This window comes from Sorangium sp. KYC3313, assembly GCF_052075895.1.
Taxonomy (GTDB): domain Bacteria; phylum Myxococcota_A; class Polyangia; order Polyangiales; family Polyangiaceae; genus Sorangium; species Sorangium cellulosum_B.
The window spans coordinates 10,188,886-10,210,873 of the sequence record NZ_CP197255.1; the positions used below are offsets into that span (position 1 = coordinate 10,188,886).

16 protein-coding genes are annotated in these 21,988 nt (G+C 69.7%); 12 read left to right on the forward strand and 4 right to left on the reverse strand.

Annotation, left to right across the window (positions count from 1 at the left end; genetic code table 11):
• The first annotated feature begins 42 nt into the window (after positions 1-42).
• Both ACSRUE_RS38620 and ACSRUE_RS38625 read left to right on the forward strand, forming a co-directional pair.
• Positions 43-1,194, forward strand: coding sequence for a hypothetical protein (locus ACSRUE_RS38620; protein WP_441287935.1), 1,152 nt, complete (start codon positions 43-45; stop codon positions 1,192-1,194).
• Between the two features lie 43 nt (positions 1,195-1,237).
• The gene (locus ACSRUE_RS38625; protein WP_441287936.1) at positions 1,238-1,804 is read left to right on the forward strand and encodes a hypothetical protein; all 567 of its coding nucleotides are present in this window, start codon (positions 1,238-1,240) and stop codon (positions 1,802-1,804) included.
• A gap of 98 nt (positions 1,805-1,902) precedes the next feature.
• Here the strand turns inward: ACSRUE_RS38625 and ACSRUE_RS38630 are convergent, their stop codons facing one another.
• Positions 1,903-4,707 (reverse strand): hypothetical protein, encoded by a 2,805-nt coding sequence (locus ACSRUE_RS38630; protein WP_441287937.1) that lies wholly within the window; start codon positions 4,705-4,707, stop codon positions 1,903-1,905.
• Between the two features lie 419 nt (positions 4,708-5,126).
• On the opposite strand from ACSRUE_RS38630, the gene ACSRUE_RS38635 reads away from it, so the two are divergent.
• From ACSRUE_RS38635 to ACSRUE_RS38645, 3 genes are all read left to right on the forward strand, one after another.
• Positions 5,127-6,143: an ABC transporter substrate-binding protein gene (locus ACSRUE_RS38635; RefSeq protein ID WP_441287938.1), complete on the forward strand. Its 1,017-nt coding sequence runs from the start codon at positions 5,127-5,129 to the stop codon at positions 6,141-6,143.
• A 56-nt stretch (positions 6,144-6,199) separates the two neighbouring features.
• Entirely contained in the window at positions 6,200-9,019 is a 2,820-nt protein-coding gene (locus ACSRUE_RS38640) for an ATP-binding protein (RefSeq protein ID WP_441287939.1), read from the forward strand.
• 99 nt (positions 9,020-9,118) lie between these two features.
• Complete coding sequence (locus ACSRUE_RS38645; RefSeq protein WP_441287940.1) at positions 9,119-10,768, forward strand: response regulator; 1,650 nt, start codon at positions 9,119-9,121, stop codon at positions 10,766-10,768.
• 24 nt (positions 10,769-10,792) lie between these two features.
• Here ACSRUE_RS38645 and ACSRUE_RS38650 read toward each other — a convergent pair whose 3' ends face one another.
• Positions 10,793-12,559, reverse strand: coding sequence for a hypothetical protein (locus tag ACSRUE_RS38650; RefSeq protein ID WP_441287941.1), 1,767 nt, complete (start codon positions 12,557-12,559; stop codon positions 10,793-10,795).
• A 154-nt stretch (positions 12,560-12,713) separates the two neighbouring features.
• Here ACSRUE_RS38650 and ACSRUE_RS38655 point away from each other — a divergent pair, with 154 nt between their 5' ends.
• A complete protein-coding gene (locus ACSRUE_RS38655; protein WP_441287942.1) occupies positions 12,714-13,685 on the forward strand; it encodes a hypothetical protein in 972 nt (323 codons plus the stop codon).
• Between the two features lie 520 nt (positions 13,686-14,205).
• Here ACSRUE_RS38655 and ACSRUE_RS38660 read toward each other — a convergent pair.
• Positions 14,206-14,652: an RNA polymerase sigma factor gene (locus ACSRUE_RS38660; RefSeq protein ID WP_441287943.1), complete on the reverse strand. Its 447-nt coding sequence runs from the start codon at positions 14,650-14,652 to the stop codon at positions 14,206-14,208.
• 681 nt (positions 14,653-15,333) lie between these two features.
• Here ACSRUE_RS38660 and ACSRUE_RS38665 point away from each other — a divergent pair.
• From ACSRUE_RS38665 to ACSRUE_RS38680, 4 genes are all read left to right on the forward strand, one after another.
• Positions 15,334-16,392: a hypothetical protein gene (locus tag ACSRUE_RS38665; RefSeq protein WP_441287944.1), complete on the forward strand. Its 1,059-nt coding sequence runs from the start codon at positions 15,334-15,336 to the stop codon at positions 16,390-16,392.
• Between the two features lie 66 nt (positions 16,393-16,458).
• On the forward strand, positions 16,459-17,184 hold the full coding sequence (locus ACSRUE_RS38670) for a Crp/Fnr family transcriptional regulator (protein ID WP_441287945.1): 726 nt from the start codon (positions 16,459-16,461) through the stop codon (positions 17,182-17,184).
• A gap of 97 nt (positions 17,185-17,281) precedes the next feature.
• Positions 17,282-18,010, forward strand: a complete 729-nt coding sequence (locus ACSRUE_RS38675) for a Crp/Fnr family transcriptional regulator (protein ID WP_441287946.1) — start codon at positions 17,282-17,284, stop codon at positions 18,008-18,010.
• A gap of 279 nt (positions 18,011-18,289) precedes the next feature.
• Complete coding sequence (locus ACSRUE_RS38680; protein ID WP_441287947.1) at positions 18,290-19,165, forward strand: hypothetical protein; 876 nt, start codon at positions 18,290-18,292, stop codon at positions 19,163-19,165.
• Positions 19,166-19,326: 161 nt separating this feature from the next.
• Here ACSRUE_RS38680 and ACSRUE_RS38685 read toward each other — a convergent pair whose 3' ends face one another.
• Positions 19,327-19,599, reverse strand: coding sequence for a hypothetical protein (locus tag ACSRUE_RS38685; protein ID WP_441287948.1), 273 nt, complete (start codon positions 19,597-19,599; stop codon positions 19,327-19,329).
• 27 nt (positions 19,600-19,626) lie between these two features.
• On the opposite strand from ACSRUE_RS38685, the gene ACSRUE_RS38690 reads away from it, so the two are divergent.
• Positions 19,627-20,331 carry a hypothetical protein gene (locus tag ACSRUE_RS38690; protein ID WP_441287949.1) on the forward strand — a complete coding sequence of 235 codons (705 nt, stop codon included), beginning with the start codon at positions 19,627-19,629 and terminating at the stop codon, positions 20,329-20,331.
• A 448-nt stretch (positions 20,332-20,779) separates the two neighbouring features.
• Positions 20,780-21,376, forward strand: a complete 597-nt coding sequence (locus ACSRUE_RS38695; protein ID WP_441287950.1) for a hypothetical protein — start codon at positions 20,780-20,782, stop codon at positions 21,374-21,376.
• Positions 21,377-21,988: the final 612 nt, after the last annotated feature.

The following is a 21,988-nucleotide window of genomic DNA, read 5'->3' on the forward strand; positions in this document are numbered from 1 at the left end:
GGGCGCTCGCGCAGGCGGCGGAGCAGCGGATAGCGTGGAAGGATGAAGAACCTTCTGCAATTTCCCCTGGTGATCGCGCTGTTCCTCGCCGCCTGCGACTCCACGCCGGGCTCCGGCGGCGACGGCGGCGCAGGGCCGGACGCGTCCTCGTCGGGCCCGAGCGGCGGCGGACCGAACAATGGCGGCGGGGGCGGCGGAACGAGCAATGCCGGCGGGAGCGGCGGCGACACGTCGCCGTCCGGTACGCTGAGCGAGCGCTACCCGGACGACGTGGGGCTCGCCGGTGACCCTGCCGTGCTCTTCCACGACGACTTCGAGCAAGGCTGGGGGCGCTGGGACGGGCCCACCGCCGACACGCGCTATCTGCACATCGAGACCGACGCGGCGACCGCCCACGCCGGGCAGGGCTACCTCCGCTCGACCGTGACGACCGCCGATCTGGCGGAGGAGACGTACATCTCGTCGTCCACCTGGGTCACCCACGAGCGCGTCGACGCGCTCTACTGGCGCTTCCACGTGCGCTTCCCCGAGCTCGCCCCGAACCCGCACCACTGGGTGCGCATGGCGGCGGGCACCGAGAGCTGGGACAGCAGCGGCCGCGCGAACACGGTGCCGCCCGGAGACGAGGGCTTCTGGTTCGACTTCGACACGACCACCGACGACGTCTTCAACTTCTACGCCTACTGGTACAAGATGCGCTCCGGGCGCTGCAACGACGGGACCGCCACCCCTGGATGCGCCGGCGATCAAGGCACGACGTACTACTACGGGAACGTCTTCCAGCCGCCGGAGCAAGCGCCGTTCCCGCGCGACCGGTGGTTCTGCGTCGAGATGCACGCGCGCGCCAACACGGTCGGCCAGAGCGACGGCGCGCTCGCGTTCTGGATCGACGGCGTGGCGATCGGCGACTACCGCCCCGGCTACCCCGACGGCACCTGGCTCCGCGCCCAGTTCCACACGGGAGGGTGTGACTTCAGCGCGTGCACGCCGCCCGAGCCGTTCGGTGGCTTCGACTTCCGATCGAGCGATGACGTGCGCTTCAAGAGCTTCATGCTCGACGCCTACTACGAGCGCGACTCCGACGCGCGCCGGCGGGCGGAGATGGAAGAGCTCGGCATGACCGTCTCCGACACACACACCATCCTCTACGACGATGTCGTCGTCGCGACCGAGCGCATCGGCTGCCGCCGCTGAAGCACGCTCCGCGCTCGGCCCCCTCCATGGTACCCTCCCGCGCATGGGTACCGCGAACGCCCCCGCCCCCCGACGGCGCTCGGCCCTGCGCTGCGCCGCATGCGCGGGCCTCCTGCTGGCCGCGTGCGGCCCCGCGCCCACGCTGGCCGAACCGCGCGCCCCGGAGCCACCGCCCGCCCCCGAGACGGTCTACATCGTCCTCCAGGATCCGCCCCCGGCGGCGACGACAACGGCGGCCGACGGCTGGGTGCCAGAAGAGTTCCCCGGCGACAACCCGTTCCAGCGGACGCGGACCTGGATCGGCGATTACGATTGCCCGCAGGGCACGACCGAGATGACGTTCCGGATCCTGGAGGTCAAGGGCGACAGGATCAAGGCCGTGTTCGGCTTTCATCATGCCGAGTCCGGCGCCGCCGGCAAATACATCATGAGCGGCCGCTACGACGCCGAGACACGGACAGCATCGTTCTCGCCAGGCGCCTGGCTCGAGCGCCCGCCCAACTACGTCACCGTGGGCATGAAGGGCGACCTCGCGCTCGACGGCTCGCTCTTCGCCGGGCGCATCGAACACCCCGACTGCGGCGCGTTCCGGCTCCGGCCGGCGGGGTAGCGCCGCCCCTCGCGCTGCTCGTCGCAGGGCCGCGCCGAGCGACGAGCAGCGGTTTCATGATGTGGGCAGTCGCGCGAGCGAGGGGCGCCGCGCGGTCCTCAGGGCGTGCTCGACGGGTCTGCCGGGTCGCTGCCCTCGTCTTCCTCGTCGCCGTCGCGGAATCCATCGTCGTCGCGATCCAGCCCGATCCGCACCCCCGAGCCCGGCGGCACGCACGTGTACGTGAGCTCGCCCCGGTTGCGCGAGGCCCGGTGCCGCAGCGCCGCGTCGCCGATCGGCGCGTCGCAGAGCCGGTCGCCGACGAACAGGCCGGCGCCCACGTAGAGGAACCCCGCCGCCTCGTGGTTGCGCGATCCCTTGACCACGAGATCGCACTCCCCTGCGTCAGCCCGCGCGCGGAGCAGATCGATCCTCGGCCCGACCGCGGCCGCGTTGTGCTGGGTGAGCGTCACCTGCTGCCCGACGATCGGCGCCAGGTTGCTGTCGAACGCGAGCAGGAACTGCTCCACCTCGCGCCGCATCACCTCCCCCTCCGGCCCCGGCGGGAACCCGCCCGGGGTGAGCGGCGACTGGTTGAACCCCATGTCGGGGGTCGCCGAGCTCACGAAGCGGAAGAGCGTCGGGACGCCCCCTTCGTTGTTGAAGCCGAAGCCGCGGACCTGGTCGCCCAGGAACGCGTCGCTGCCCGGGAAGAGATCGTTGTTCGCCATCCCGAACATGCCGACCTTCTGGTACAGATTGCGGAAGTGCGGCGACTTGAAGGCCTCGGTCTCCAGGTCGAACGTGTACCGGCCATCGGCGCCGAAGAAGCCAGGCGCATCGACGCCGAACTCCTCGTTCCCGTGGCGGTCGAGCACATGGCACGAGACGCAGGTGCCCTCCTCGCTGAAGTCGGACACGTTGTTGAAGAAGAAGCCGCGCCCGGCCTGCTGCGCCGGCGTGAGCGAGTTGTCCAGCGCCCGGATCGGGTTGGGCGGATAGGTGACCTGCAGGATGAAATCGGCGAACGCCTGCATGTCGGTCTCGGGGATGAACTCGCTCCTCCCCAGGAGATCCGTGAACGCGGCCTGGAACTCCATGAACGCCGTCACCTCGTCGAACGTCCCGCTGTCCGGGTGCGCGCTCGGCTCGTCGTCGCCGCCGGTGCGATCGCCGCGCCAGTGCATGGGCCCGTGGTTCGCCATCCCGCGGAGGCTCTGCGTCGTCATCGGCCCCTTCATCGGGTGGTGGGTGTCGGGTATCCCGAAGTCCAGCGGGTGTGACTCGAACGGCCCCGGGATGTCGACGACCACGCCGTCCGGATTGCCGAGATCCCAGGCCAGGCTGTCGAAATCGCCGTAGACATGGCAGCTCGCGCACGACGAGTCGCCGTGGCTCGACTCGAACGACGCGTCGTAGAGGAACCGGCGGCCGGCGACCACGCTCGGCGGCTCCGGGTTGTGCATCGGCACGTGCGCGATCTCGGACTCGGTCGTCGTGCTGAGGATCGAGATCGCGTTGTCGAAGCGCGTGATCGTGTAGAGGCGCCGCCGCGCCTCGTCGAGCAGGAGCCCCGTCGGGCCGCCGCCGGGCACCGGGATCTGCTTGGAGGTGCTCGGCACGAAGGTGTCGTTCTCCAGGGCGGCGGTGCTGAACACCCCGATCTTGGACGACCCGATCGTCGCCACGTACAGCGTCTTTCCGTCCCTCGTGATCGCCATCTGCTGCGGGATAGCGAGGCTCTTCCCGTTCTCGGCGTTCGGGACCGGGGCGCAGCATGCGCTGTAATCGATGTGCTTGTTGAGGTGCCTCGGCGTGACGCTGCCCGCCGGGCCGAGGACGGTGATCCTGCTCTCGTGCAGGTGGCCTCGTACCGTCTGGCCGGCGAAGATCCCGGGCCCCTCGAAGCGCTTCTCGTTCCTCGCCTCGGTGTTCGACACGTACACCTTCCCGCTGACCGGGTTCACCACCATGTTGTAGAGGATGGTGCCGACGCCGGTGTAGACCCCGGCGGCGCCGGGCAGCTGCCTCGGCGGGCTCGCGTTCGCGTCGATGACGAACACGTCCTTGTCGGGCAGCGAGAGCCGGACGGAGCTGTCCCAGACGCGGTTCAGCTCGTCCACCCAGTGGGAACCGTTGAACTTGACGATGAGCCCCGTCTCCGGGTGCGGGATCCCCTCCACGTTGGTGGCCGGCCCCGGCACGCCCCCCGCCGCCTCTCCGCCGTTCGGGATCAAGCCCTCGTGGAGCGCGGTGGTGCGGTTCCCGGAGTGGAAGGCCGCCGCATACACCTTGCTGCCGTCCGGCGTCACCGCGAGCGCCCGCGGGGTATCGCTGAACAGCGTGACGATCGTGAGGGGCGCGCCGGCGAGCGTCGACCCGAGGTGGGCGGCGTCGAAGACCCATACGTCCGCCCGGCCCACGCCGGGGGTCGTGAGCTGGGGGTCGAACGGGATGTTCTGTCCGCGATGCGCCGTCGTGATGAACGCGCGGCGCTTTCCAGGACCCGCGAACACGATATCCCGCGGCTCGTCACCCACGAGCAGCGTCCGCACGACCCGGCCCGAGTGCGCCCCCTGGGTCAGCTCGACGACGCTCACGCTGTCCGACAGGTGGTTGACGACCCAGACCTCTGTATCGCTCCGCGCCGCCACGGCCACCGGCTCGAGGCCGACGGGGATGGAGGCGCGGTGCTCGATGCCCTGATTCTTGACCCGATACACCTCGAGGTGGTTGTCGGGCGTGTTCACGGCGAATAGCAGCTTTCCGTCGGGCGAGAGCGCGAGCGGACGCACATGGCCGCTCTCGAAGAGGGTGAAAGACGACGCCGCCTCGGCGGTTCGGCCGGCCGCGAGGGCGACGAGCAGCGCCGACGCCGCGACGAGACGGGCGAGGACGTCGCGCACGACAAAGTACGAGCCCATGAGTCACCTCCTATGAGTGGGGTTCTCCGCACATGATTTCGAATGGCAAGCAGACGATAAGGCGCGAAGGTTATTGAAAGGTAGTCGTGGCTGGCGCGCATTGCAATATCGCAATGGTCTTGCTTCAGCAATCGATCCCTTCGGCACACCTGCGCCGAGCTACCTACCGAGGGGCCGCGACGGTGCGAGGCAGTCCTGTCGGGCAGACGGCGCCGGCGCTCCTCGAGACAGCCGCGGGATCGCCGTGATCCGGTCGCCGAGCATCGCGGCGCCGCGGCGGTTCATGGTAGGCTGCGCAACATGCAGGGGGGCCTCGCAGTCGGGTCGTCGTCTCGGCGCCGGGAGCGCGGCGCGCGGCGGGAGCCCGTCGAGCGCCCGTTCGACACGCGTTCCGCGCGCCCCGCGAAGGAGCCCCGACCATGAAGACATCGGCTGTGCGACGCACCATCGGCTGGCTCACGGTCACCGCGCTGTCCGTCCTCGCCTCGGCGTGCCAGCCGGATCCCTCGCCCGGCGATCGGGGCAAGGAGGAGCGGCCGCCGCTCCGGGTCAGCCACGGCTACTGGGTCGGGTTCTTCCCGCTGTCGATCGCCGAGGAGAAGGGCTTCTTCGACCAGCAAGGGGTGAACGTCGAGCTCGTCTTCAACCCGGATCTCTACGGCATGATCTCCGATTTCACCGCGGGCAAGGTCGACGGCTTGCCGTGGACCATGGAGGTCGTCGTGCGCATCCTCGCGAGGGAGCCCGATGCGCGGGTCGTCCTCTACCTGGGCCAGACAGCGGGCGCCGACGTCATCATGGCGCGGCCGGAGATCCAGACGATCTCCGATCTCAAGGGGAAGAAGATCGCGGCCAAGACCGGCGCGCTGGGCGAGATGCTGGTCAGCGAGATGCTGGAGAGGAGCGGCCTCGCCATCGACGACGTGACGCTGGTCAACGCGAGCGAGACGGACGTCATCCCGTTCCTGTCGAACAACACCATCCAGGCCGCGCACACCTGGGAGCCCTACGCGACGCAAGCAGGGAAGGCCGGCGCCAAGCCGATCTTCTCGAGCAAGGAGACGCCCGGGCTCTTCGCCGATTTCGCGATGTTCCGCGGCGCGGTGCTGCGCGACCGCCCGGACGATGTCCGCGCCTTCATCCGGGCCTGGTTCCAGGCCGTCGAGTTCTGGAAGGCCCACCCGCAGGAGGGCAACGAGATCATCGCGAAGGCGCTCAAGATCCCGGCCGCGGACATCAGCACGGACGGGTACGAGCTCTTCTCGCTGGAGGAGGTCCGACGGCGGTTCGCCCCGAACAACGACCCCACGTCGCTGGCCCCGCTCGTCAACAAGCACATCGATTTTCTCGTTCAGGACGGGCAGCTGGGGCGCCGCCCGGACCTCGACTACATCTTCGATTCGTCCTTCCTGCCGCCCGCCACGAACCGCGAGTGACCGCCGCGGCCCGCGGAGCACCTCGACAGCATCGCCACGGAGGCTCGACGAACGCCATGAGTCGCGCAATGCAGCAGCAGGCCCCGCTCATCCCCCTCCGCATGAAGCTCATCGTGGCGCTCTTGACGGTCGCGCTCGCGCCGCTCTCGATCCTCACGCTCCTGAACAAGCGGACCAACGAGAAGGTGCTGACCGAGAGCGCCAACCAGGCGCTCGCCGCGGCCGCGTCGCAGGCCGCGACCAGCGTCGACGACTTCATCGAGAGCAACCTGGACGCGGTCCGCGTCGAGGCCCGCCTGCCCGGCCTGACCAGCTACCTGAGCCTCGGCGAGGAGGCCCGGAGGAGCGGGACCGAGGAGCACGCGCTCGCGTCGAGGACGCTGCACGGCCTCATCCGGAAGGACACGATCAACATTCTTTCGTACGCGCTGCTCGACCAGCGCGGGCAGAACGTCCTCGACACGGTGCAGACGCCCGTCGACAGGGACGAGTCCAAGCGGGACTACTTCGTCCGCGCGGTGGAGACGGGCCTGCCTTACGCCTCGTCGGTCGTGTTCGCCGGCGAGGTGCCCCAGCTCGTCTTCAGCAGCCCCGTCCGCGACGCGCTGAACAAGAAGAAGACGATCGGCGTGCTCCGGTGCACCTACAACCTGTCCGCCGTCCAGCGGATCATCCTGTCCCAGACGCGCCTCCTGGAGGCGTCGGACGCGTTCGCGATCCTCCTCGACGAGCACCACGTCCGCCTGGCGCACGGCCGCTCCCCGGAGCTCGTGTTCAAGTCGCTGGTGCCGCTCGCCCCGGAGCTCGAAGGCCGGCTCAAGGCGGAGCGGCGGCTGCCGGACAAGCCGGCCGCGGAGCTGTCGACCGACGTGCAGGCCTTCGACGAGGGGCTGCGCCGGTTCGAGCGCGAGCAGGACCCCTCCTCGACGGCGAGCCGCTTCCTGCAGGCCCGCATGGCCGCGCGGGACGCCCCCATGAGCGCGGTGGCCCTCGCGCGCGTGAGCGCCTTCGACGGCATGAAGAAGCCGCCGTGGACCGTGGCGTTCGTGCGGCCGGAGGCGGCGTTCCTCGAGCCCATCGAGGAGAGGACGACGCGCGACGCGCTGCTGCTCGCCTCGCTGATCGCCGCGATCGTCACGGCGGTCGCCGTCCTGATGGCGCAGGTCCTGACGAGGCCGATCACGCGCCTCGCCCAGGCGGCGTCGCAGCTGGCGAGCGGGAAGCTCGACACCGCGGTCGAGGTGCGATCCCACGATGAAATGGGCACGCTGGCGGATTCCTTCAACCAGATGGCGCGCCAGATCCAGGGGTCGTTCGAGGAGCTCGAGCTCCGCGTCGAGCAGCGCACGGCCGAGCTGAAGGACGCGAAGATCGCCGCGGACGCCGCCAACAAGGCGAAGAGCGACTTCCTCGCCAACATGAGCCACGAGCTCAGGACGCCGCTCAACGGCATCCTCGGCTACGCGCAGATCCTCCGGCGCTCGCGGGGGCTGAGCGAGCAGGACCTGCGCGGGATCGACGTCATCCATCGCTCCGGCGCCCACCTGCTCACGCTGATCAACGACGTCCTCGATCTGGCGAAGATCGAGGCGCAGGCGATGGAGGCCCACGCGAACGACTTTCACCTGCCCTCGTTCCTGCGATCGACGGCCGAGATCTGCCGCATCCGCGCCGAGGAGAAGGGCATCGCGCTGGTGTATACGCCCGATCCCGAGCTCCCCACCGACGTGGTCGCCGACGAGCGGCGGCTGCGGCAGGTGCTGATCAACCTGCTCGGCAACGCCGTGAAGTTCACCGAGAGGGGCCGCGTCTCCTTCACGATCAAGCGGCTGGGCGACGGGCCGCGCCCGCCGCACGGCTCCAGGCCGGACTCCGCCGCGATCCAGAGCGCCCCGCGCAGGGCGCACCGGGTGCGCTTCGAGATCGAGGACACCGGGACGGGCATCAGCCCGGATCAGCTCGACCAGATCTTCCTCCCGTTCAAGCAAGCCAGCGACGGCAAGCGCCGCGTCGACGGGACGGGGCTCGGGCTCGCGATCAGCCAGCGCATCATGAAGCTGCTCGGCAGCTCCATCGAGGTGAGGAGCGAGCCCGGCAAGGGGAGCGTGTTCTGGATGGACATGATCCTCGCCGAGTCGCCCCGGCGAACCCAGCCCACGGCGCTCCGGCCCGCCTCGGCGGTCGTCGACTACGAGGGCAAGCGGCGCCACGTCCTCGTTGTCGACGACCAGCCCGAGAACCGCGCGGTGCTCGTGACGATGCTGCAGTCCGTCGGGTTCGAGACGTCCGAGGCGACGGACGGCAAGGAGGGCCTCGCGGCGGCGTCGGAGCGCGAGTTCGACCTGGTGATCACGGACCTCGCGATGCCGGAGCTCGACGGCTGGGAGATGATGCGGCTGCTCCGGAAGGCGCCGGATCGAGCAGGATTGAAGATCTTCGCGTCGTCCGCGAGCGTCTTCCTCTCCGATCAGGACAAGAGCCTGGCCGCGGGCGCCGACGATTTCCTCCCGAAGCCGCTGCAGATGGAGGAGCTCCTCGACAAGATCCAGCGGCACCTCGGGCTCTCGTGGATCTACGAGCAGCAGGGCGATCCCGGCGCGCCGGGCGAGGCGCCCACGGGCGCCCACCGCGACCCGAGCTCACCCGAGCCCGCCGGCGGCGCAGATACCCCGATGATCGCCCCGGCCGCCGAGGATCTGCGGCTCCTCTTCGATCTCGCGCACAGGGGGCTCTTCCACCAGCTCCAGAAGCACCTCGACAGGCTCGACCGCGCCGAGCCGAAGCTCGCGCCGTTTTGCAGGCACCTGCGCCGCCTGATGCAGGATTTCAAGATGGAAGCCGTGGAAGATTTCATCAAGATGCACCTGCGCGATTGACGTTGCTTGGACGGCGCGCGCCTTGATTGTGGCAATGGGAGCGCGCGCCTCCTGGAGGGTAGAACGATGGATGCCAGTGAAGCCGGGATGATACTCATCGTGGACGACAATCCGAGGAACCTCGGTCTCTTGTCCGATACCCTGACGGGCTCAGGCTTCGACGTCGCGGTGGCGGTGGACGGCGCGCGCGCCCTCCGGCTCGCGCGGGAGGGGATGCCGGATCTCATCCTGCTCGACGTGAAGATGGATGGGATGGATGGGTTCGAGACGTGCCGCCGGCTGAAGGGCGACCCGGCCACGGCCGCGATCCCCGTCATCTTCATGACGGCGAGCACGGACCTGTCCGCGGACCGGGTGAAGGGCCTGAACCTCGGGGCCGTCGATTACCTCGCCAAGCCGTTCCTGGACGAGGAGCTGCTCGCGCGCGTCCGGGTGCACACCAAGCTCAGGAGGCTGACGATGCGCCTCGCCGCGCAGGTGGACGAGCGGATCGCGGCGGAGGCGGCCTTGCAGCGGCTCACGCAGGAGCTGGAGAGGCGCGTCGGAGAGCGTACGGTCGCGCTGGAGCGCGCGCTCGAGGGGCTCACGCAGGCGCAGGCGCAGATGGCGACGGTCATCCGCGCGGCGCAGGCGGTCTCGGGCGAGATCGTCCTCGACGACGTGCTCGACCGGCTGATGCGGCTCACGCTGGAGCACGCCGGCGCGCGGAAGTGCGTCCTCGTCCTCTCGCGCGAGTCCGGGCTGGTGATCGAGGCGTCGATCACGAGCGATCCGGACACGGTGGTGCTCGGGCTCTCGACGCCGGTGGGCCCGGGCGCCGATCTCGCGGCGTCGCTCGTGGAGGAGGTCGCGCGGGCCCGGCAATCGATCTTCGTCTGGGACACGGGCCGCGAGGCTCGCCCGGCGGACGCGCGGTACCTCGCGGAGAAGGGGCCGAGGTCGATCCTCTGCCTGGCCATGATGTGCCAGGGCGAGCTGATCGGCGTCCTCTACATCGAGGGCGACGCGGCGCCGGAGCCGCTGCTCGCGGCGCAGCTGGAGACGCTCGGGCTCCTGGCCTCCCAGGCGGCGGTGGCCGTGAAGAACGCCCTGCTCTACGGGCACCTGGCGGACATGACGTCCGAGCTCCGCCGCTCGAACGAGCGCCTGGAGACCGAGGTGGCGCGCCAGACGGAGGAGCTCCGCCAGACGAACGAGCGCCTGCAGCGGGAGCTCGTGGAGCGCGCCCGGGCCGAGGAGGAGCGCGCCCGGGCCGAGGAGGAGCGCGCCGCGCTGCAGGCGGAGGTCATCGACGCGCAGAGCGCCCGGCTCGCGGAGCTCTCGACGCCGCTCATCCCGATCACCGATCATATCATGGTGATGCCGCTCATCGGGACGATCGACTCCGCGCGAGCAGAGCAGGCGCTCGAGGCGGCGCTGAACGGCGTCCAGGCGAACCGGGCGAAGGTCGTCATCATCGACGTCACCGGGGTGACCGTGCTCGACTCGGCCGTCGCGAGCACGCTGATGAGCACGGCGACGGCGCTGCGGCTGCTCGGGTCGAAGACGGTGATCACCGGCATCCGCGCCGAGCTGGCGCAGACGCTCATCGATCTGGGCGTCGATCTCGGCGCCATCGTGACCAAGGGGACGCTCCAGAGCGGCATCGGCTATGCGCTCCAGCAGGCCGGCGGCGGCGTGGCGGGCCTGCACGTCAACGGCAAGCACGCCCGCAACGACGCCGCGCCCAGGCGCAGGAACGGCCATTGAAGGGCGGCGGGGCGCGCCCCGCCCTCAGCGCCCGGCAGATCGCCGCCATTCGCTCGCCGCGCCGGGGAGCGCCGCCCGGTACCCCAGGTAGCGCCCGAACGCGCGCATCGCCTGGTTCCAGTGCTTGGGCTCCTTCACCAGCATCTCCTTCACGCCGACGTCGGCCAGCGCGTCGCCCACCTCGATCCACCGCGGCTCGCGCGTCAGCGCGTAGGCGGCGCCGAACACGGGCACGATCAGCAGGTTGAGGTCGGCGGTCCCGCTGTCGTCGTACGGGTCGGTCTCGCAGCCCCACAGGTACCGGAACGCGCGCCCGTCCGAGGTGATGGCGCGCTCGGCGAGCCAGCCTGCCGCGCGCGCGACCACCTCGCGGACGCGCGGGTCGCCGGTGAGCGCGTGGTAGTCCATGAGCGCGTCGACGAGCAGCGCGGTCATGAACGGCGAGCCGCCGCGCGGGCCGCGCTCGCACTCCGACGGGTCGGCGCGGGTCAGGTCGTGCTCGAACGCGCCCGACGCGCCCTGCCGCTGCCACGCGACCGTGCGATCCGCGAGCCCGCGCAGCGTCGACAGGAGCTCGGGCCGCGGGTCGAGCGCGTAGTAGCTCGACAGGGTCATCATCACCCAGGCCATGTTGCGCTCGGTCACGCGCAGCACGTCTTCCCTTCCGCCCGTGAGCGCGGCCTGGTTCTGCCGGAGCGCCTCGCCCATGGCGAAGACCGCCTCCCTGGCCGCCGGATCGCCGGTGAGCAGGTAGTCGTCGACCATCCCCTGGCCGAGCATGCGCCGCAGGACTTGCCAGGCGAGGGGCGCCGCCGGGCTCCAGTCTTCGCGCTCGCAGACGTGGACCGCGAGGCGGCGATCGGGCGAGAACCTGAGCTCGTGCTGCCGGTACCAGACGGCCTCGGCGCGCGCGCGCCGGTAGCACGCGGCGTCGCCGTTGCGGAGGAAGCGCTGGTAGAGCGCGTGCGGGCCGTCGTAGTACGTGCGGTACGGGGCCGAGCAGCTGACACCGTACGCGTCGTAGGCGGGCGTCATGCGGGCGAGCGCGCCCTCGATGCCGGCCTCGAAGCCGGGGAAGCGGCGATCGTCCATGGCCGGCAGCTGCGGCCCGGACACGAGGCTCGCCGCGTACCACGACGGCGGCAGCACCGCCGCGATCGGGCCGTCCGGGTTCGGCAAGAGCGCCTCGTCGAGCACGGCGGCCTGCGCAGACTGCGCGGCCTGCGCGCCGGCGCGCTGCGGGGGAGCTCCCGGCGGAGGGGCGCCGTACTCGAGGGTGTAGATCGCCCGCCCTCCTGCCGGGAGCGCGGCGCGAAAGGCGACGAGCGCGCTCCGGATCGAGCGGCCCTGGGGCCAGACCGCGAGCGGCTTCGCGCGGATCGGGACCGCCGCGCCGCGGTCGTCGAGCAGGCGGAGGAGCTGGACGTCGCGCAGCGCGCCCGGCGCAAACGGCACGGCCGCCGACACGGCGACCTCGGGCGGCGGCCCCGCCGCTCCCGGCGGGCCCTTCACGGGCGCGGGCGCGCTGCCCGCGGCGTCGGCGGCGCCTGCGGCCTCGGCGACGAGCAGCAGCGGGACCTTTCGTTCGCCCGGGGGCGCCGGACGCGCGGCGGCGACGTGCGCCTGCAGGACGGCTCGGACCTGCGGCTCCACCCGGCGCGCGGCGGGCGAGCGGGCGGACAGCCGGCTGCAGCCCGCCGAGAGGAGCGACGCAGCGAGGAGCAGCGCCGCGAGGACGCGGCAGAGGCCGACCGGCGCCGGGCGCCGCGCGTTCGGAGGAGGCGTGGCCATACAGCCTCCGATGACCCGGCGCCCGCGCGCGTCGCCGCTGGCCGCCGCGGCAGCTCGTGGCGTAGACGCACACGGGAGCGTCACGGCAACACGCAACCGTTGCCGGTACCCTTGAGCCCGCTCGTCGGTGTAGCCTCCCACGCAGGAGGATCTCATGAGCAAACCCAAGACATCGAAATCCCCGAAAGCCCCGAAGGCAACGAAGGCCGAGCGCACCGAGGCCGAGGCGCTCGCGCCGCTCGACAAAGCGCTGGAGGACGCCAGTCCGACGGAGCTCGACGCCGAGACGACGGCCTTCCTCGCCCGCGTCCACACCTTGCTCTTCAACATCCCGCGGTACCTCGAGCGGGCGAGGCGCCACGGATACACGCAGAAGGAGCACGATCTCGGCTGGGAGCTGTACACCACGGCTTCCGGCAAGAACCGCCGCTTCGAGCACTGGCTGGCTGAGGGCGATCAACGCGAGGTCGCGGCCGGCGGCTCCGTTGAGCGGATGCGCTTGCTCCAGGAGATCGACGACTTCGAGAACCTCTGGTTCCCGCGGATGCGGATGATCATCCCCCGGGTGATCCCGCGCGAGAACGCCGCCCGGTTCGCCGCCGCGTTCTTCAAGAACCTCTCGCAGCAGCCGCTCAGCCCCGCGGTGGTGGACTCGGTGAAGACGTTCCTGAACCGCATCGACGAGCTCGCGTCGAGCGCCGAGCCCGGCGCGCGGGAGCTCTACCGGACGCTCGGCGAGCGCGGGCTCACGCCGAAGAAGATCGAGTCGATGCGCCGGCTGATCGCCGCCGCGGAGGAGCACCGGACGCCCGACAGGACCGCGCCCGCGGTGAGCCCGGCGGAGATCGCGAAGGCCAAGGAGGCGCAGCTCGCCGCGCTCCAGTCGCTCCGCCTGTGGTTCAACGACTGGGCCACGACGTTCCGCGGCATCTTCAACACGCGCGAGCAGATCACGCTCGGGCTGACGACGCTCAAGCGACGGAAGAAGGACGCCGAGGCCGAGGATGCGGAGGCCGAGGCCGAGGACGAGGACGACGCAGAGGACGAGGACGACGCAGAGGCAGAGGACGAGGACGACGCGGGAGACGACGACGAGAAAGACGAGGACGGCGCCGCCGACCAGTGACGGCGCTGTCCGAGATACTCCAGCTGAGCCGCTGCTTGCCGACGCTTCCGATCCTCGTCCGCACTGCGCACCAGGGGGATGCTCACCACCGCGACCTCGCCACGGGACGTGCTCCGCGCGTCCCGCGACCGCAGCCGCGACTGTCATCCCCCTCCGCTCCACCGTCTTCAAGAAATCGCCGAGTCGCTCACCCAGCCCAGGCGGCGCATCCGCAGAAAGGCTGCCTGATCGAGCCTGAGGATCCGGTGCTTCGGCAGGTCTAGTACCGCGGGTCGGAAATCCTGCCAGGGATCCATCCCGCGAGCGAAGAGAGATTTCAACGCAAAGGCGCCAAGTCGCAAAGGCGCAAAACTGCATGAAATTTGTTCCTTTTTCGCGACTTTGCGTCTTTGCGACTTGGCGTTGAAATCTCTCTCCGGATCCCTGGCCGGACTCCTGGCGGGTGGAACTAGGCGCTCGACGTGCAGCGTCACACGTCGCGGGCAGGGGCTGTGCCGCCGGCTGCGGGGCGTCGCTCGGCCTAAGCACGCCGGGAGCCGGCCGTCGGGCATGCCTCGGCCATCCGCCAGAGGTGCTCGAGCTCTTCGCAGGCGCGGGCCAGGCGCTTGTACGCGGTCGAGACTGGGAGGGAGAGCTGCGATGCGATCTCCTTCATCGGCATCCCAGCCAGGTACCGCGTGAGCACCTCGCGCAGGTCGGGCGAGATCTGGTGCATCAGGGCGTGCGCGTGCTGGCGTCGCGACAGGTCCTCGACGAGCTCAAGGGCCGTCGGGCTCTCGTCGGGACTCTCGGGATCCGGCTCGACACCTGGCCGCTCCCAGGGGCGGCCCTTGATTTTCTCGTGATAGTGCAGCGCCGTGAAGACCGCGATTCGGTTCTGCCATCGCTCGACCGGTCCGATGTTCGCGTCGTACTTGCTCCATGACTTGAGCAGCTGCTCCAGGACGTCCTGCGCTACGTCGTGCACTTCTGATGGCGGAACACCTAGGCGTACAAGCCATCGCGCCAGGCGCTGGAGGGCGCGATCCGAAAGAAGCGCGTCAATTCCAGGATAGCGTTCATCTCTCGCTGCCATGCCCAATGGTGTCACAAATGCGACAGTCATTTAAGGACCGCGCGCCAATTTTCATCAGATAGGGGATCACGCGCCATTGCAGTGCATGGCGACATCGCGCAGGGCGTGCGCGGGAATCAGACCGGGGCGCTCACGTGCGCTCGCACGTCCAGCGTGGCGAGGCTGACGGCGCACACAAGCACGCAGGCCGCTCCTCAAATGCGCTCACGTCGCGGCAAGAGCCGGAGCCCGGGCGCACGTCCGTTCTGCGGGCGGCACCTCGCCAGCCTCGGGGGTCCTCGGCAGGACGGCCGGCCGGAACCAGGCGGCCCGCGGTCGAGAGCCCACCCGGCGAGCGGCTCGATCTGCTCAGGCTCGCCGCGCCCGTGGTGCACGTCGGGGAGCAGGCCGACCAGACCTTGCAGCACCTCTCGATTTCCCATTTTTGGTCTCCCCATGGTGTCGCAAATGTGACACCATGTACCGGCGGTGTCCAGCTCGCTCGGCGGCGTCCCCGACCGCCCCCTTGGAGGGACGACGCCGACGCGCGGTGCGTCCAAGGCTGGCTGGGCCGCGCTTTGTTCGGAGGTGCCTATGACATGGACACAGATACATGAGACGTTCCGCGCCAACGCCGGTGTGCTCGCTCTCGGTTTGCTTGTCTCTGTGCTCGCGATCGCCGGTCTCGTCGGGGAGCTCGCCCTGGCGAACCGAAAGCTCGGCAGAGCCAGAGGCGAGCGGGACGCCGCGGTCGAGCGCGAGCGCGCGGCGAAAGAAGCTGTAGGGGCGATTCAGAATTGGGACGTCGAGGAGATGCAGCGCCTCGTTCAGTTGTTCGTGGCGACCGCCGATGCCATGGTCGCCGAAATCGACGAGTTTCGCGGTCGATCCGTGCCGTCTCCCGCAGAAGCCTTTCGGCTGATCTGCCGCGGGGAGGACGATTGGCAGACCAGATTTGCTTACGCATGTGGCATCTCCCCCGGTGCCGCCGCGGCAGTCATTCACGGGCGTCGCGCCGTCAACGAACGGATGGCACGGCACCTCGCAGACTTTACGGGCGTCCCTGTCAACGCGTGGCTCACCCTCTCGCGCATTCATGGCGCCTATCGCCTGATCTCGGAGACGACCATGGTTCGCACGCACGACGCCCTCACGGCGGCGCTCTCGCGTCGTCGTGCCGCGTTCGCCGAGCTGGCCGAGCTCCCGGGCGTCCCCGCTCCTGCCGACAGCGCCGAGCCACCGACGCCGACCCCGGTCGAGCCGCCGGCGACGCCCCCGGTGCCGGCGGTGCCCCCAGGCGAGCCGCCTCCCCCGCCGATCGCGCCGCCGCCTACGGTCCCGGCACCGCCGCCGCAGCAAAAAGGACCGCCGCCGGGCCGGTACGTTCACGTCCCGGGGCCTGGCCCGAGCCCGCGCCCGTTGCGTCGTCCCGCCCCTGCGCCCGAGGTGAAGGTGGTCGCCGCGCCGCCCGCTCGTCCAGCCCCGACCGCTGGCGAGCGGCGCAGGCAGTGGAGGCCGGCCGATGATCGTGAGGCCGCCGCGCGCGCAGCCGCGCTGACCGAGCTCCCCGTGCTGAGCGAGCCGGGCGAGGAGGACGAGCCCACGTCACAGTTCCGGCCCGATCGCACCCTGCCCGGTGCGGGTCTGTCGTAATGTCGCAAAAGCGACACTGTACCTCCGCTCTTCCGGACACCGGGCGCGCTCGCGTACCATGCGCCCGTGCCCCCGCTCGCCGACGAGGCCCTCCGCAACCGTGTCGAGCTGCTGGCGCGCTCGCCGGTGCTCCAGCGTGCGAGCGCGGACACGTTGACCCAGATCGCGAGCACCGCCACGACCGCGCAGGCCGAGGGTCCGGCTCCCCTCTACTCCGAGGGGAGCCCCGCGGTGCACGCGCTGTTGCTCGTCCGAGGGGCCGTCCGGCTCGACGCCACACTCCGGGGGCGCACCGTGCCGACCGGGTGGTATCGCGCGGGCGAGATCATCGCCGAGGAAGCCGCGTATGTGCCCATGTACCGCGCGACGGCGGTCCCGCTCTGCCCGACGTCGATCGTCCAGCTGCCGGCCGGCGCCCTGCGCGCGGCGCTCGCGTCCGATGCCGCGCTCGCGATCGCGTGGGGCCACCTGGAGCACGAGCGCTTGGTCGAGACGCAGCTACGGCTGGGCGCGCTCGCCGCGAAGACGCATGTTCGTCTCGCGGGCTTCCTGCTGGACTACGCGCGCCGGTTCGGCAGCACGGAGCTCGAGACGACCAAGCTCTTGCTGGTCGAGCGGCCGACCGCCTCGCAGATCGCCGCGTATCTCGGGGTCGTGAGGCAAACGGTGCAGAAGGACTATGACAAGCTGGAGGAGCTCGGCGGAATCCTGCGCGTGAGCGCTGGCCTGTACCTCCATCCCGAGGTGCTCGAGCGCATCGCCGACCAGGAAGGCCCGCCATCGAGCAGGTGAATCGAGCCGCCGACCCTCGCGCGGTGTCGCTCGGAGGCACAACGACAGTCGAGATCGGGCCTTCCACGCGCCGGTCGCGCTCGTGTACGGTGCGCGCGTGCCGCCGCTCCCCGATGACCCCCTGCGCGACCGCGTCGATCTGCTCGCGCGCTCGCCGGTCCTCAAGCGTGCGAGCCCCGACACGCTGATCCGGATCGCGAGCGCCGGTAGCACGACGCAGGCCGAGGGGCCCGACCCGGTCTATACCGAGGGGAGCCCCGCGGCGTGCGCGCTGCTCCTCGTCCGCGGCACCGTTCGGCTCGACGCCACGATCGCCGAGCGCACGGTGCCGATCGGGTGGTACCGCGCCAGAGAGATCATCGGCGACGAAGCCGTCTATGAGGTCACCTACCGCACGACGGCAATCGCGCTCAGCCCGCTCACGTTCGTTCAGCTGCCGGCGCGTGCCCTTCGAGCCGCGCTCGCCTCGGATGCCGAGCTCAACTTCGCATGGGGGAACGAGCAGTACCGGCGCATGGTCGAGACCCAGCTCCGGCTCGGCTCGCTCGGGGCGACGACGCACGTACGGCTCGCCGCGTTCTTGCTCCATCACGCTCGCCGATTCGGCAGCAAGAAGGGCGGCGCGAACCACATCTTCCTCGAGGAGAAGCCAACCGCCTCGCAGATCGCCGCGTACCTCGGCGTGGTCCGGCAGACGGTCCAGAAGGACCTCGACAAGCTCGAGGCGCTCCGCGCGATCGAGCGCGTGAGCGGCGGCGGCCTGCACCTCTTCCCGGAGGTCCTCGCGCGCATCGCCGGCAACGAGGGGCCGCCGTCGAGCAGGTAGCGCCAGAAAAGAGCTGGCGTGGGCGTGTCCTGCGCGGGCGCGTGGTTGGAAATCGTAGGGAGTTGACAGGGATGGCTCTCCCGTACGACCCGTGCGCCACGCCGCCTTCTCTGTAATCTGGATCGCCCTTGCGTTTAGCGCGACGAAATTCTCTCAAAATCGACCGATCCGTCTCGAAATACGAATGAAGGATCGGAGACGGCCGGCAAAGAGCCACAGAGGATGGGGATTCCCATCGCCTCGTGGTTTTTTTCGTTTTCTTACGGTAGCCTCGCCAACATGCGTTCCCTCGGTGTGTGTCTGGCCGTCCTGCTCGCGGCGGAGGGCGCCCGTGCCGAGCCGCCGCGACGTGGCACCCGCGAGCAGACGATCCAGGCGGCCAACCGAGCTGTCGCCGAGGGGCGCTTGGCCGACGCTCGCGAGCTCTGGCAGGCGCTGTGGAACGCCGAGAAGGGACCAGAGGCCGCCTGCAACGTTGGACAGCTATCGAGCCGCATGGGCGAGCTCGTCACCGCCCGGGAGTACCTGGTGCTCTGCATGCGGCTGGAGCCCCGCGAGACGCACCGGATCGAGCTCGCGCGGGTCGAGGCGCGGCTCGGGCATCTGATCGTCCGTGCAGCTCCTGACGTGACCGTGCGCGTCGATGGGCAAGAGCTCGAGTCCGGAGTGCGCGAGACGTGGGTGCGAGCCGGCGACCATCTCGTGGAGATCGAGCGCACGGGGCGGCGGGCATCTGCTCGCGTGGTGGTGCCTGCGGGCGAGCGCCGGCAGGTGACGCTGGAGCTGCCCCCGGAGCGGCCCACCCCCCCTGTGCGCCGGCCCCCTCCGCCGCCCAAACGGGGCCCGACGTGGCCGATCCACGCGCTCCTGGGTGGCGCCGCCACGGCCGCCGTGGCCGGCGGGGCCCTGCTCGCCGTCGCGGAGGACAGGCGCATCACCGCAAACCGGCGCGCGTTCCAGTTGTACCCCGAGAACGGCTGCGCTGTGCCACGCCCGGGGTGTGATGAAGTCCGAGACACCGCAGCGGAGCATTTTGCGTTCCGCACCGCCGCGATCGGCGCGTTCATCGGGGCCGCGGTGCTCGGCGTTGGCACCGGTGTCTATTGGTATTTCCGGCCTGATGGCGCATCCGTGGCAGTGGCACGCCGATGGTGATTCAGGGCTACGAAATAGGCGACCGGATCGACTCGCCTCCGCCACTGCAAGGCTGGCGATGCACCAAGGAGGGCAATCCGTGGTCCATCTACGCGGCGCCCCGAGGTGACGTCGACTTTCCACGACGACTCGAATCTCTACGGCGAGTCAAGCTCCCTTGGTCACCGGCCATTGTCGACGGGGGCATCAGCGCCGACGGATGGGCGTTCGTCGTCACCGAGCCGGCAGGGACGCCCATCGTGCTCTCCGGCGGTTGGCAGGGCATCGCAGAAATGCTTGGTCACGCCTTGAACGCCGCGGGGGCGCTGTCGGCCGCTCACGAAATGGGCCTGGTTCACGGGGATCTGACGCTCGAGTCGCTGAGCCTCGACGCGCGGGGAGAAGTCCGCATCGCGCGCCTCGGATTCTTGAATTTGTTTGGTGTCGAGCTCCATGCGACACATCGACCGCTGGCGCCCGAAGTGCTGAAGCGCGGCCATCCGACCGGCCCGCAGGCCGACGTGTACGGCTTGGCGGCGATCATCGGTCGTGTCGTCCAGGAGCGCGTGCCCGCGGGCGGCGTCGTGCCGGCGCCGCTCGCGGAGCTCATCGCGAAGGGGACGGCGGAGCACCACGAGGCGCGTTACGGCGACATGCTCGAGCTCTTCGATCGCTTGCGCGACGCATCGACAGAGGTGCTCGCGGCCCTGCCCGTGGTGCCCTGCGATCGCGATACGGCCCCAATCCAGGTGGACGATGGACCGAAGACGCCCCGCGGTCGAGAGAGCCGCGAGACGCTCCCGGCATCGATCGAGATACGAGCGGTGCGGGCAGGGGCGGTGCAGCCGCCGCCCGTGCACGAGCTCGCCGCGCCGCCGCCCCCTCGCGGGGCGACGGGGCCCGTCGCCGTCGTGGCGCTCGGCCTCGCGGCGGTGGCGCTCGGGGCTGCTGGCAGCCTGGCCGTGCTGCTCCGCCCGCCGCCCGTCGTGGTGCAGGTACCTGCGCCGGCCGCTTCGCCGCTGCCGTCCGTCACGGCGCCACCCGCGCCAGCGGCACCGGCGCCAGTCGCCACCTCGACACCCCCGGCGGCGTCACCCGCGCCGCCCCCCCGGCGCAGAACGCTCGAACAGCTTTGCGAGTCTGAAGAATGGTACTCGTGCACGATGCGTCGTCCAGCCAGGAGGTGATATGTCATTCCGAATGCTCGCGTCCGCCGTTGTGACGGCGGCATGGTTTGCAATCCCCTTGGCGTGCGACTCGCCGTACACCTACGGAGACTGTGAGGTGACCGACGACTGCTACAAGGGGGCGCAGACCATTCCCGGCACGTTCTGCCATAATGATTTATGCAGGTGCCAGGACCTGACCCACGAAATTTGCTGCGACTACCGCGAGGCCGACGATCCAAAGTGCAAGCTTGCGTGCCGGCCATGTTATCAGTGCGCCGAGGGAACCGAGCAATGCGAGGGGAGGGTGTACGAGTGCCGTTCGCCTGATGACTGCCCCGCTGCAGCGACCATATGCCCGAACACTCGCTCGTGCGAGCTCGGACGATGCGGACATTTATTCGTCTCCGGAGACGCGACATCGCAAAAGCGGGGCGACTGTGTTCGCCTCGCCTGCGACTCGGCCGGCATGGTCACGGTCATCGTAGACTATGGTGATGTCCATGACGACGGCAACGATTGCACTGTTGATCAGTGCGACGAGACCGGACCAACTCACAAGGTTAGCCCGGATGGCACAGGCTGCAAAGGCGGCAAGGGCTACTGCGTCGCCGGCCAGTGCGTAGAATGTATGTACCAGGCCGACTGCGCGATCACAGACAACGCCGTCTGCCAACAGCACAAGTGCGTCCCAGCGAGTTGCGTCGACAATCGTCTTGGCAGCGACGAAGCGGACACCGATTGCGGCGGTCGCTGCGTGCCGTGCGCGAACGGCGCGAAATGCACTATTGACGCCGACTGCTCCTCGGGCGCCTGCAAAGCCGGGCGCTGCGTCGCCGCCACCGCCAGCGACGGGCGGACGAACGGCAGCGAGACGGGCGTGGATTGCGGCGGCCCGGACGCGCGCGCGTGCCGGGATGGGGAGCGCTGCGCCTATCACATCGACTGCACGAGCAGCGTTTGCTTCGCTGGCCTATGCCGCGCGCCCACGTGCACCGACGGCACGAAGAACGGCAGCGAGACCGGCACAGACTGCGGCGGCCCCTGCGACGTCGCGTGCGAATAGACCCGGCGTAAGCGAGCTCGATCGTGAGCTCCTCGTGGCGCGAGCGCCCCGCCCTCGTTGGTATTCTTGCTCGACGCCTCAACCAGCCAGGAATTGATACGCCATCTCAAATGTTCACATCCGCCGCCGTGACGGCGATATGGTTTGCCATGCCATTGGCATGCGAACCCCTGTATATGTATGGCGAATGTGGCGAAACCGACGATTGCCACGGCGGCCTCCAAAAGCTTCCAGGCACAATCTGTCAAGACAATCGATGCGTATGCGAAAACCGAGATTACGCCATCTGCTGCGACGCCCAGCAGGCCGACGATCCGAAGTGCCTCATGGCATGCCGTCCCTGTTCGTTGTGCGCTGAAGGGACGGAAGGATGCGAAAACTAGATTGGGTGCGGCTCTTCTGGAACGAGCTGATTCCGCAGCGATCGAGCCACTTTCTGCTACCTGGCTGGTCCCCGGAAGCGCGAGCCAATTACCTCGAACTACTCGCCCCGAATCGCCTGGACATCGTCGAAAACGCGCGCTGCCACTGATTACATGCGATCGAATTCGACGCTGCAAGCCTTTCCGGCGTGTTCCCAATGCCCTTCCGCCTGCCTCTCCGCTCGCGATG